At 68.1% G+C, this 12,553-nt stretch carries 9 protein-coding genes; 6 read left to right on the plus strand and 3 right to left on the minus strand.

Going from position 1 to position 12,553, the window contains the following annotated elements; genetic code table 11:
- Nucleotide 1: 1 nt before the first annotated feature.
- Nucleotides 2-1,696, minus strand: coding sequence for an FAD-dependent oxidoreductase (locus tag KIT25_09240; protein ID UYN97094.1), 1,695 nt, complete (start codon nt 1,694-1,696; stop codon nt 2-4).
- Entirely contained in the window at nt 1,693-2,220 is a 528-nt protein-coding gene (locus tag KIT25_09245) for a cyclic nucleotide-binding domain-containing protein (GenBank protein UYN97874.1), read from the minus strand. Before KIT25_09245 ends, KIT25_09240 begins: the two co-directional genes overlap by 4 nt.
- Before the next feature lie 763 nt (nt 2,221-2,983).
- Between KIT25_09245 and KIT25_09250 the strand changes: the two genes are divergently transcribed.
- From KIT25_09250 to KIT25_09275, 6 genes are read left to right on the plus strand one after another with little or no spacing between them, the layout of a single operon-like run.
- Nucleotides 2,984-3,982, plus strand: coding sequence for a TRAP transporter substrate-binding protein (locus KIT25_09250; protein UYN97875.1), 999 nt, complete (start codon nt 2,984-2,986; stop codon nt 3,980-3,982).
- Nucleotides 3,979-4,560: a TRAP transporter small permease gene (locus KIT25_09255; GenBank protein ID UYN97095.1), complete on the plus strand. Its 582-nt coding sequence runs from the start codon at nt 3,979-3,981 to the stop codon at nt 4,558-4,560. The genes KIT25_09250 and KIT25_09255 overlap by 4 nt, the downstream gene beginning before the upstream one ends.
- Entirely contained in the window at nt 4,557-5,861 is a 1,305-nt protein-coding gene (locus KIT25_09260) for a TRAP transporter large permease subunit (GenBank protein ID UYN97096.1), read from the plus strand. The genes KIT25_09255 and KIT25_09260 overlap by 4 nt, the downstream gene beginning before the upstream one ends.
- 27 nt (nt 5,862-5,888) lie before the next feature.
- Complete coding sequence (locus tag KIT25_09265) at nt 5,889-7,253, plus strand: glutamine synthetase (GenBank protein UYN97097.1); 1,365 nt, start codon at nt 5,889-5,891, stop codon at nt 7,251-7,253.
- Nucleotides 7,253-8,419 (plus strand): iron-containing alcohol dehydrogenase, encoded by a 1,167-nt coding sequence (locus KIT25_09270; protein ID UYN97098.1) that lies wholly within the window; start codon nt 7,253-7,255, stop codon nt 8,417-8,419. Before KIT25_09265 ends, KIT25_09270 begins: the two co-directional genes overlap by 1 nt.
- A gap of 7 nt (nt 8,420-8,426) precedes the next feature.
- Nucleotides 8,427-10,865 (plus strand): FAD-dependent oxidoreductase, encoded by a 2,439-nt coding sequence (locus KIT25_09275; protein ID UYN97099.1) that lies wholly within the window; start codon nt 8,427-8,429, stop codon nt 10,863-10,865.
- On the opposite strand, the gene KIT25_09280 is transcribed toward KIT25_09275, so the two are convergent.
- Nucleotides 10,832-12,514: a Na/Pi cotransporter family protein gene (locus tag KIT25_09280; GenBank protein UYN97100.1), complete on the minus strand. Its 1,683-nt coding sequence runs from the start codon at nt 12,512-12,514 to the stop codon at nt 10,832-10,834. The genes KIT25_09275 and KIT25_09280 overlap by 34 nt on opposite strands.
- Nucleotides 12,515-12,553 lie beyond the last annotated feature (39 nt).

The raw sequence follows: 12,553 nt of genomic DNA on the forward strand, positions 1-12,553 counted from the left end.
TTCAGGAGGGGACGGCAGCGGCGGCGTGACGGGCCGCGATATAGCCGAAGGTCAGGGCCGGGCCAATGGTGATGCCGGCGCCGGGATAGGTGCCGCCCATGACGCTGGTCATGTCGTTGCCGGCGGCATAGAGCCCCGGGATGGGCCGGCCGGCGGTGTCCAGGACGCGTGCGCTGCCGTCTACCCGCAGGCCGAGGAAGGTGCCGATGTCGCCCGGCACCAGCTTCATGGCGTAGTACGGCGCCCGCGCCAGCGGTGCGATGCAGGGGTTGGGGCCCTCGTGGTTGGGATCGCCGTTGAAGCGATGGTAGGCGTCGGTGCCCTTGCCGAACTCGCGATCCTCACCCCGCGCGGCTCCCTCGTTGTAGCGCGCCACCGTCTGCTGAAGGACGGCCGCGTCGACGCCGATCCGGCCGGCCAGTTCGGGCCAGCTCGGCGCACCGACCAGATAGCCGCTGCGCAGGTGCGGCCCGAGTGGCATCGGCGTCGGTCCGATACCTCCCATCCCGTAGCGGCGAATGGCGCGATGGTCGCAGAGCAGCCAGCAATGGGTGTCGGCGCGCTCGCGGCAGCTCTCGACCATGGCGGGGACGAAGTCGTGATAAGAGACCGCCTCGTTGGCGAAACGTCGGCCGGCCGGATCGATCGCGATATAGCCCGGCTTGCCGCGGTCGAAGAAATGAGGAAAGGGCAGGGTGCCGCCGCCGGGCTGCGGCATCAGCGACACCGGCACCCAGGCCGCCGCATGGGCCACGTCCTCTGCGAGCGTTCCGCCCACCGCGCCGGCGAGGCGGATGCCGTCGCCGCGATTGCCGGATGGCGGCGCGGAGCGATGCGAATGGCCGTTGCGGACATGGCCGTAGTAGCGCTGCTGCAGCTCGGCATTGGCGGGGAAACCGCCGCAGGCCAGCACGACGCCGCGGCGGGCCGCGATCTCCTCGCGCCTGCCGTCGCGTTCGACGATGACGCCGGTCACGCGGCCGTCGCGGCTCACGAGCTCGACCACCGGCGTGGAGAGACGCAACTCGATGCCTCGCTCGAAGGCCGACAGCGCCATCGCCGCGATCAGCGCATTGCCGTTCGACAGTCGCGTGCCGCGATGATGGCTCAGGCGGTCGACGGCGTAGCGCGCCACCAGTCCGGCGACATGGAGCATCGATCTTGCCGAACGCGTCAGGTTGAAGACGTGGGGTAGGTCGCCGCGCCCGACCATCATGCCGCCGAACGCCATCATGGTCCTGAGCGGCGGCCGCAGCTCAGCAAAGCGCTTGCCCAGCCGCCGTCCATCGAACGGCTCGGGCAGCAGCGAACGGCCGCCCTGCGCGGCGCCCGGCTTGGTCGGGTGATAGTCGGCCCAGATCGGCACCGCGATGTAGCGCACGTGGGTGTTGTTCTCGAGGAACTCCACGGCCGGATTGCAGTTGTCGAGGAAGGCGTGCGCCAACTCTGCATTGAGCCGGTTGCCGGCCTCGTGCTGCAGATAGGTGAGCGCGTCCTCCTTCGAATCCGCGATGCCGAGCGCGCGGCCGTGCCGGTTGCCGGGAATCCAGATGACGCCGGCTGAATAGGACGTGGTGCCGCCGAACAGCGGCTCCTTCTCGATCATCAGCACGTCGAGTCCGGCATCCTTGCCGGCGAGCGCGGCGGAGAAGCCGGCCGCGCCGGACCCCACCACCAGAAGATCCACCTGTTTCACTTGTCGTCCGCCTCTGACGCTACCTTGCCTTCATTCTCGCTGCGCCGCCGCCGTGCCTCCCTTTCGACAGCCTCGACCAGCGCGGGGATGTGCGACGCGATCTCATAGAAGTCGCTGGCGTAAAGCACCAGCAGCGTCGCCGGTGCCGTCGTGACGACGGTTGCCGTCCGTGGCTGGCGGTCGAGAAGCGCCATTTCGCCGAAGAAGGTGCCTTGCCCGAGACGGACCGGCCCTCGTGGCAGGCGAACCTCGACCTCGCCCTCGGAAATGAAGAACATCGAGTCGCCGGTCTCACCGTGCCGCACGACGACGATGCGCGGCGGATAGTGGCGGACCCGCAGTTTCCCCACGATCTCCGACAAGGTGACGGTGCCGAGGGCCGCGAACATCGGCACCCTGGTCACCTGATCCCACACCCTGAGATATTCGCGCCGACGCTCCTCCTCGGCAAAGCCCGTTGCGAGGATGCCGGTCATCAACGCCAGCACGAGGATGCCGCTCACCATCACCAGCGAGCCGACCATCTTGCCGCCGACGGTATGCGGAACGACATCGCCGTAACCCGTCGTCGTCAGGGTGACAACGGCCCACCACAGGGCGGCCGGAATGCTTCCGAACAGATCGGCCTGGCCTTCGCGCTCCAGCAGGTGGGTCGCGGTGGCGGCGGCAACGAGGACGACCAGAAACACCACGACGACGCTCGCCAGCGTCGCCCTCTCGTTGGAGATGACGCGGCCGAGCGTCGTCATGGCGGGAGCGTGCAGGACGAGCTTCAATATCCAGAGGATGCAGAAGATCGCCGCCATCTCGCTGTCGGCCTGGACGGCGCCGGTCGTGATCGACAGCGCCGGAAGGATCGCCAGCAGGCCGATCAGGCCGTTGAACGACAGTGCCCACCTGAGCCGGGCCGCCGCGGCCGGCAATCCGGCGTAGCGCGGCATCTCGGGCGCCGACCAGATCCGGACGACGTACTCGGCCAGGAAGATCACCGCGACAAGGGCGATGATCGCCGTCAGCGTTTCGTAGATTTCGGGCGGCAGGTCCGCCGTTGTGGACAAGGCGACGGCGATCAAGCCTGCTACCAGCGTCGACAGATGGAACGTGCGCCAGCGGCGCCCGGCCCGGGTATTGTCGGAGCGCCGCATGATGGCATAGGCACGGGCGCGATTGGTCGGTAGTGCTGCCGTCACCGAGCGACCATAGGCGCGCTGGCCTGCAAATTGCAACGCGGCGCCCGCCGGTCTACGGTCGCACTGAGTGGGTAACAGTCGAAAGGGGGCTCCGATGATTCTGGGACGTAGGACTGCATTGACGGCCGGCATTGGCGCGTTGGCGATGGCTCCGGCGATCGTGCGCGCCCAGGCGGCGATGAAACTCGATCTGTCGACGGTCTGGCCGGACGGCAACTTCCATACCGTCAACGCCAAGAAGTTCGCCGAGGAGACCAAGAAGGCGACCAACGGCGCCGTCGACATCACGGTGAAGGCGGGCGGCCAGCTCGGCTTCAAGGGACCGGAACAGCTGCGCGCGGTGCGCGACGGGCTGGTGCCGATGGCCGACGTCCTCAACATCCAGCAGATCGGCGACGAGCCGCTGCTCGGCGCCGAAGGCATCCCCTTCATCTCCAACAACATCGAGGAGCTGAAGGTGCTGCACAAGTACCTGCGGCCCGAGTACGAGAAGATCGCGCTGAAGAACAATCAGACGATCCTCTACATGGTGCCGTGGCCGACGCAGTACCTGCACCTCAAGGTCAAGGCCGAGTCGCTCGATGCGCTGAAGGGCATCAAGATCCGTGTGCCCGACAAGAACGCGCAGGACATGTGCAGTGCCATCGGCATGGCGCCCGCGCTGATCCCGTGGGGCGAGACCATCGCGGCGCTGTCTTCGGGGGCTGTCGCCGGCGTGTCGACCTCGGCGGTGTCGGGCGTCGACGGCAAGTTCTGGGAGTTCCTGAAGTTCTTCCACCAGACCAACCACGCTTGGTCGTGCCAGATCGTCACCATCAACAACGACACTTGGAAGAAGGTCGGCGCGGCCAACCAGAAGGTCATCGCCGATCTCGCCAGGAAGATGGAGCCCGACTTCTGGGCGTCGTCGCTCAAGGCCGACACCGACAGCTCCAAGCGGCTGACCGAGGGCGGCATGACCATGGTGGTGCCGTCGGCACAGATGATGGCCGACCTGCGCGCCAAGACGGCGCCCATGATCACCGACTTCATCAAGCGCGTGCCGGCGGCCGAGAAGCCGATCAAGGCCTACCTCGCGGAAATGAAGCGGGCGTGACGGCTCCGGCCGGCGCCGACGCAGGGGCGCCCGCGCCCCTGCGCCTCCTTCTCGTGGCAATCGACAGGCTCGGCCGGCTCGACGGCTGGCTGGGCGCGCTCTGCCTGGCGGCGCTCGCCTGCCTGATGATGGCCGAGGTGGCGTTGCGCTCGCTGTCGGACGTCTTCCCGGTCTTGCCGTCCGACATTCCGGTGGCCTGGGAGTACGGCTCCTACCTGATGGCGGCGGCCTTCACCTTCGGCGTCGCCATGACGCTGCGCGCCGGCGGGCACATCCGGGTCACGATCGTGCTGGCACGCCTGTCGCCGGCCGTGCGCCGCTGGGCCGAGGTCGTGCTGGCGGCGATCGGCACGGCCTTCACCGGCTTCCTCGCCTACTCGCTCGTCAACTTCACCTGGCGCAGCTTCGACAGCGGCCAGACCTCGATCTCGAGCGGCAGTCCGTTGTGGGTGCCGCAGGCGCTGATCACCCTCGGGATCTGCCTGGTCGTGATCCAGTTCGTCGCCCGCTTCGTGCGCGCGCTGCTCGGCCTGCCGGTCGAGAACCCCGCGATGCGCGCCGCTTCCCACGCCGAATGATCGAAGCCGCCGTCACCATGTTCGTCGTGCTGTTCGCCTTCCTGGCGGGCGGCCTGTGGATCGGCTGGACGCTGGCGCTCACCGGCCTGCTGCTGCTGGCGATCTTCCGCGACATCCCGCTCGACAAGCTGCTGGCGCAGTACACGTGGAACATCCTGACGACGCAGGAATTGCTGGCGCTGCCGCTGTTCATCCTGATGGGCGAGATCCTGTTCCGCACGCGCCTGTCGCAGTCGCTGTTCCGCGGCCTGTCGCCGTGGGCGGCGCTGCTGCCGGGCCGCCTGCTGCACGTCAACGTCATCGGCTGCACGATCTTCGCGGCGATCTCCGGCTCGTCAGCCGCCACCACGCAGGTCGTGGGCCGCATCTCGGTCGGTGAGCTCACCAGGCGCGGCTACTCGAAAGAGGTCGCGGTCGGTTCGCTGGCCGGTGCCGGGACGCTTGGCTTCCTGATTCCGCCGTCCAACATCATGATCATCTACGGCGTGCTGGGCGACGTCTCGATCGCCAAGCTGTTCACCGCCGGCTTCATCCCGGGTTTCCTGCTGGCGGCATCGTTCATGATCTGGATCATGCTCCACGCCACGCTGAAGCCCGGCATCGTTCCGGCGGACCAGCGCAAGACCCGCTTCGCCTCGAAGGCCGAGTACCTGTCGTCGCTGCGCGAACTCGGGCCGGCCGTGTTCCTCATCCTGTGCGTGCTGGGCTCGATCTACGGCGGCATCGCCACGCCCTCGGAGGCGGCCGCCGTCGGCGTGTTCGGTGCGTTGCTGGTGGCGGGCTACCAACGCGAGCTCTCGGCCCGTGCGTTGCAGGCCATCGCCATCGGCGCGGTGCAGACCTGCGCCATGATCGCGCTGATCGTGCTCGGCGCCTCGATCCTGGGCAGCGCAACGGCCTTTCTCGGCATCCCGGCGACGGTGGCGGAGTTCGTCCGCAGCCTCGGCCTGCAGCCGCTGCTGCTGATCGCGGCGCTCATCGTCTTCTACATCGTGCTGGGCTGCTTCCTCGACGGCTTCAGCATGATCGTCATGACGCTGCCCATCGTCCTGCCGATCGTGAAGGCGGCGGGCTTCGATCCACTGTGGTTCGGCGTCTTCCTGGTGCTGGTCGTCGAGATGTCGCAGATCACGCCGCCGGTGGGCTTCAACCTGTTCGTCATCCAGGGCCTCACCGGCGACGGCCTCGGCCATCTCGCCCGCGTCACCCTGCCGTATCTGCTGATCATGGTGTGCTTCACCATGATGCTGGCGGTCTTTCCCGACATTGCCCTCTGGCTTCCCCGCTACCTCAGCAGCTAGTCTGCCGCCGGCAGCTTTGGGGGAGAGATGGAACCGCGCCAGGTCAGGACGGCCGCAGACGCGCTGAAGATCGTCAGGCAGCGGGGGCTCAGCCATGTGAAGGTCGGCGTGCACGACCTCGACGGCGTCCTGCGCGGCAAGTATCTGCACGTCGACAAGTTCAGGTCCGCGCTCGAGGGCGGGATGGGTTTTTGCGACGTCGTGCTGGGCTGGGACTCCTACGACCAGCTCTACGACAACGTCACCTACACCGGCTGGCACACCGGCTATCCCGACGCCCAGGTCCGCATCCTGCCGCGGACCTGCCGGGAGATCGCGACCGAGCCCGGCAACCTCCTGTTCCTCTGCGAGTTCGACGGGCGCGCCGAGGCGCTTTGTCCGCGCGGCGTGCTCAGGCGCGTGCTGGCGCGCGCCGGCGAGCTCGGCTTCGAGGTCAAGGTCGGCTTCGAGTACGAGTTCTTCGTCTTCGCCGAGACTGCCGTCTCGATCCGCGAGAAGGGCTACCGGAACCTGAAGCCGATCTCGCCCGGCTTCTTCGGCTACTCGATGCTGCGCAATTCCGTCATGAGCGACTGGTACAAGGACCTGCTGGCCATGTGCGAGACCATGGACATGGGCATCGAGGGCCTGCACACCGAGACGGGGGCCGGCGTGCTGGAGGCGGCGCTGCGCGTCGCCGGCGGGCTCGAGGCCGCCGACCGCGCCGCGCTCTTCAAGCTCTACACCAAGGTGCTGGCGCAGAAGCGCGACTGGCTCGCCACCTTCATGGCCAAGTGGTCGAAGGACTGGCCGGGTTGCGGCGGCCACATGCACATGTCGTTGTGGAAGGACGGCAAGCCCGCCTTCCACGACGACAAGGCGCCGCATCGCATGAGCCGGGTCATGCGCCAGTTCGTGGCCGGCCAGCAGGCGCTGATGCCGGAGCTTCTGGCGATGGTCGCCTCGAACGTGAATTCCTATCGCCGGCTGATCCCGGGCTTCTGGGCGCCGACCGTCTCGGCCTGGGGCGTCGAGAACCGCACCACGGCGCTGCGCGTCATCCCGGGTTCGCCCAAGTCGACGCGCGTCGAATATCGCGTCGCCGCCGCCGACGCCAACCCCTATCTCGCGCTCGCTGCCGCCGTCGCCTCGGGCCTGTGGGGCATCGAACAGAAGCTCGATCCGGGCGAGCCGGTGCAGGGCAACTCCTACGACCGCAAGCATCCGGCCAAGGCGCAACTGCCGCGCAGCCTGATGGAGGCGGCCGGGCGGCTCAAGGCCTCGAAGCCGGCACGCCAGCTCTTCGGCGACGCCTTCGTCGATCACTATTCCGCAACACGCGAATGGGAAGAGCGCGAATTCCGCAAGGCCATCACCGAGTGGGAACTCGACCGCTACATGGAAATCATCTGATGTCCCAGCCTCTCGTCGGCAACTGGAACTATCCGACCTCGATCCGCTTCGGCGTCGGCCGCATCCGCGAGCTGCCCGACGCCTGCAAGGCGGTCGGGTTCAAGCGGCCATTGCTGGTCACCGATCCAGGGCTGGCCAAGTTGTCGATGATCTCGGATGCCACGGTGGCGTTGCGCAAGGCAGGGCTCGAGGTCGCGCTGTTCTCCGACGTGAAGCCCAACCCGGTCGCACGCAACGTCGAGGCGGGCATCCAGGTGCTGCGCGCCGGCAAGCACGACGGCGTGATCGCGTGGGGCGGCGGCTCGGGCATCGACACCGCCAAGGCGATCGCCTTCATGGCCGGCCAGGCGCGGCCGCTGTGGGACTTCGAGGATGTTGGCGACTGGTGGACGCGCGCCAACCCCGTCGGGATCTTTCCGTCGATCGCCGTGCCGACGACGGCCGGCACCGGCTCGGAGACCGGCCGCGCCTCGGTGATCACCAACGAGCAGACGCACACCAAGAAGGTGATCTTCCATCCGAAGATGATGCCGTCGATCGTCATCGCCGATCCCGAGCTCACGGTCGGCCTGCCGCCCAAGCTGACGGCCGGTACCGGCATGGACGCCTTCATCCATTGCCTCGAGGCCTATTGCGCGCCGGGCTATCACCCCTACGCCGAGGGCATCGCCGTCGAGGGCATGCGGCTGGTGAAGGAGAACCTCGCCCGCGCGGTCAAGGACGGCCGCGACCTCGAGGCGCGCGCCCACATGCTGGCGGCCTCGCAGATGGGCTCGACCGCCTTCCAGAAGGGGCTGGGCGCCATCCATTCGCTGTCGCATCCGGTCGGTGCGGTGCTCGACACGCATCATGGCCTGACCAACGCCGTCGCCATGCCCTACGTGCTGACATTCAATCGTCCGGCGATCGACGAGAAGATCCAGCGGCTGGCGCGTTGGCTCGGGCTGCGGGCGCCGACCTTCGACGGCTTCATGCAATGGGCGCTCGACCTGCGCCGCGAAGTCGGCATCCCGCACACGTTGGCCGAGCTCGGCGTCAAGGAAAGCCACCTCGACCAGTTCGCCGAGATGGCCGCGGTCGACCCGACGGCCGGCGGTAATCCAGTGAAGGTCGGCATCCCCGAGATGCGCCGGATGTACGGCGCGGCGCTGAGCGGCCGGCTGTGATACCCCGATGATCCCCGCCCACGCCCGTGTCGTCATCATCGGCGGCGGCATCATGGGGTGCTCGACGGCCTACCATCTTGCGAAGAATGGCTGGAAGGACGTGGTGCTGCTGGAGCAGGGGCGGCTGAGCGGCGGCACGACGTGGCATGCCGCCGGGCTTGTCGGCCAGCTGCGCAACTTCCAGAACCTGACGCGGCTGATCCGCTACAGCACCGAGCTCTATGCCAGCCTCGAGGCGGAAACCGGCCTGGCCACGGGATGGAAGCAGTGCGGCTCTCTGTCAGTCGCGCGCACGGCCGAGCGCATGACCTATCTGCGCCGCTCTGCCGCGCTCGCCCGCACGCAGAACGTCGTCTGCGAAGAGCTTACGCCCAGCCAGGCGGGCGAGAAGTACCCCATCATGCGCACCGACGATCTGGTGGGTGCGGTCTGGCTGCCGGGCGACGGCAAGGCCAATCCGGCCGACATCACGCAAGCGCTGGCCAAGGGCGCGCGCAACAGGGGCGTGCGCATCGTCGAGAAGGTGCGCGTCACCGGTATCGACACGCGGGACGGCCGAGTGACCGGCGTGCAGACGACCGAAGGGCCGATCGCGGCCGAGATCGTCGTCAATTGCGCGGGACAGTGGGCGCGCCAGGTCGGCCGCATGGTCGGCGTCACGGTGCCGCTCTATTCCTGCGAGCACATGTACATCGTCACCGAGAAGATGGAGGGCGTGCCGCGCGACCTGCCCGTGATGCGCGACCCCGACGGCTACATCTACTTCAAGGAGGAGGTCGGCGGCCTCCTGATGGGCGGCTTCGAGCCCGAGGCCAAGCCGTGGAAGGACGTGGTGCCCGACGATTTCGAGTTCGGCATGCTTCCCGATGACTGGGACCAGTTCCAGATCCTGATGGACAACGCGCTGATCCGCGTGCCGGCGCTGGACAAGGCGGGCATCAAGACCTTCATGAACGGGCCGGAGAGCTTCACGCCCGATCTCAACTACATCCTCGGCGAGGCGCCGGGACTCAGGGGCTTCTTCGTCGGCGCCGGTTTCAACTCGATGGGCATCGCGAGCTCGGGCGGGGCGGGCATGGCGCTCGCCGAATGGATCGTGGCCGGCGAGCCGACGCTCGATCTCTGGCCGGTCGACATCCGCCGCTTCGCGACCTTCCACGGCAACGATTCATGGCTGCGCGACCGCGTCGCCGAGACACTCGGCCTGCACTACAAGATGCCGTGGCCACAGCGCGAGCATGAGAGCGGCCGGCCGTTCCGCCGCTCGCCGCTATACGACCGGCTGAGGGCGAGGGGCGCCTGGTTCGGCAACAAGATGGGCTGGGACCGGCCCAACTGGTTCGCCGGCATCGGCAAGGCACCCGACATGCAATATGGCTGGGGCCGCGGCGCCTGGTTCGACGCGGTGAAGGCCGAGCACGAGGCGACGCGCGCGGCGGTCACCGTCGTCGACGAAACCTCGTTCGGCAAGTTCCTGGTGCAGGGTCGCGACGCCGAGAAGGTCCTGCAGCGGCTGTGCGCCAACGACGTCGCCGTTCCGGTCGGCCGCACCGTCTACACCGGGCTGCTGAACGAACGCGGCACCTACGAGAGCGACGTCACGCTCGCCCGGCTGGCATGCGACAAGTACATGCTGATCACCGGCTCCGCCCAGGTGACGCGCGATGCCGACTGGATCGGCCGCCATGTGCCGGACGATGCGCATTTCACCCTGACCGACGTCAGCGGCGCCTGGACGGTGCTGTCGGTCATGGGCCCCAACAGCCGGTCGCTGCTGCAGAAGGTGAGCGCGGCCGATTTTTCCAACGCGGCCTTTCCCTTCGCCACCATCCGCGAGGTCGGCATCGGCTACGCCACGGTGCTCGCCTCGCGCCGGACCTACATGGGCGAGCTGGGCTGGGAGCTCTACGTGCCCGTCGAGTTCGCCGTTACCGCCTTCGAGGCGCTGCATCACGCCGGCCACGAATTCGGCCTGCGCGACATGGGCTACTACGCCATCGAGGGGCTGCGCATCGAGAAGGGCTATCGCGCCTGGGGCCGCGAGCTCACGCCCGACGACAATCCGTGGCAGGCCGGCCTGGGTTGGGCGGTGAAGCTCGACAAACCCGACTTCCTCGGCCGCGCGGCGCTGATGGAGGCCAGGGCCCGGCCACTGGCGCGGCGCCTGGTCTCCGTCGTGCTCCAGGATCCCGAGCCCTTGTTGTGGGGCGGCGAGGCGCTGCTGCGCGACGGCCGGCCGGTGGGCGATCTCAGTTCCGCCGCCTACGGCCACACGGTCGGCGCGGCGGTCGGCCTCGGCTATGTCAGGCGCGAGGACGGCCAGGCGATTGACGCCGCATGGCTGGAGCACGGCCGGTTCGAGGTCGATCTCGCCGGCGCGCGTCTCGAGGCGAGGGTCTCGCTGCGCTGCCCCTACGACCCGATGGGCGCGCGGATCAAGGGCTGAGCGGCGGTCTTGAGTCGTGTATCGGCGAGCTCGCCGGCCGCCTCGAGGATCGGGTAGGCGACCGAGGTCAGGTGGCCGTTGATGCGCTTCAGGTCGCGGATCACGTCCATATGGATCGAGCTGGTCTCGATCGATTCCGGCCGTCCCTGGCGCAGGCGGGCGAAGTGGCTGTCGGCGGCACGCGCCTCGGCCTCGCGCATCGCCGTCTTCTCCGCGACCAGCCGGCGCGCGAGGCCGATGTCGCGCGTGGCGAAGACGTTGAGCGCGAGTCGCAGGTTGTCGACCACCCTGTTGTGAAATTCCTTCAGTTCGGCCAGCCCCTCGGGTGAGAAGGCGTAGCGGTTCCTGATCTTCTTGGTCGCCAGTTCCATCAGGTTCTTGTCGACGATGTCGCCGACATGCTCCAGGTTGGTCGTGAAGGTCAGGATCTCGACGTAGCGCCGGCTTTCGTCTTCGCCGAGGTCGGTGCGCGAGGTCTGGATCAGGTAGAGCTTGATCGCCTCGTAGAGCCGGTCGACCGCGTCGTCGGCGTCCTCGACCGACTTCACGAGCCGCGTGTCGCTGCGCTCGAACACTTCCATCGTCTTGCCCAGCATGTCGCCGACGCGGTCGCCGAGATTGAGCGTCTCGCGCATGGCGCAGGCCAGCGCCTCGGTCGGCGTATCGAGCACGTTGGGGTCGAGATGGCGCGGCCGACCGGGATCGTCGAGCACCGGCCGCTCCGGCAGCAACCGCCGGCAGGCCCAGGCGACGACGTCGATCAGCGGCAGGAAGACGAGGGCGACGAGGATATTGAAGGCGGTGTGGAAATTAACGGCGAGCCGGGTGGCGGACGGGTCGATCCAGGCGAGCCACTGGACCGCGAGGCCGAGGAAGGGCAGGAGGGCGAGGCCGGTGAGGCCGCGCGTCATGAGATTGGCGAGTGGCACGCGACAGGCGTGAACGTCGGCGCCCGACTGCGCCATGTAGGGCGCCAGCGCGCCGCCGATGTTGGCGCCAATGACGAGCGCCAGAGCCAGCCGGGGCTCGATCAGACCGGCGCCGGCGAACGACATCACCAGGAGCACCGTCGACAGGCTCGAATGGACGAACCAGGTCAGCACCGTCGCGAAGACGACGGCGATGACGTACTCGTCCTGCAGGCCGCCGAGCACCGCCATGAACGCAGGCGACGAGCGCAGCGGCGCGGTGGCGAGCGCCAGCAGCTTGAGCGACAGCAGCATCAGGCCGAGGCCGATCGCCACGCGGCCGACGTGCCGCACCTTGTCCTGGCCGCTCGACAGGAAGGCGATGACACCCGCGCCGATCAGCAGCGGCGACACCCAGCCGAGATCGAACGACAGCACCTGTGCGGCGATCGTCGTGCCGATGTCGGCGCCGAGCATGACGGCGATGGCGATCGACAGCGGGATGAGGCCGCGGCCGGCGAACGACGACACCAGCAACGACGTCGCCGTGCTCGATTGCAGCAGTCCGGTGACGGCGAGTCCGCCGGCGAAGGCCGACATCCGGTTGCGCGAGCAGGCGGCGATGGCACGCCGCAAGGTGGCGCCGAAGGCGCGCGTCAGGCCGGTGCGGACCATGCGCACGCCCCACAGCAGCAGGGCCACGCTGCCCACGACATTCAGGACCGTGTCGACGCCGTGCATTACAGGGGAATCCTACGCCTCGCCGCGCGACGATGAAAG

Source organism: Enhydrobacter sp. (genome assembly GCA_025808875.1).
GTDB lineage: Bacteria > Pseudomonadota > Alphaproteobacteria > Reyranellales > Reyranellaceae > Reyranella.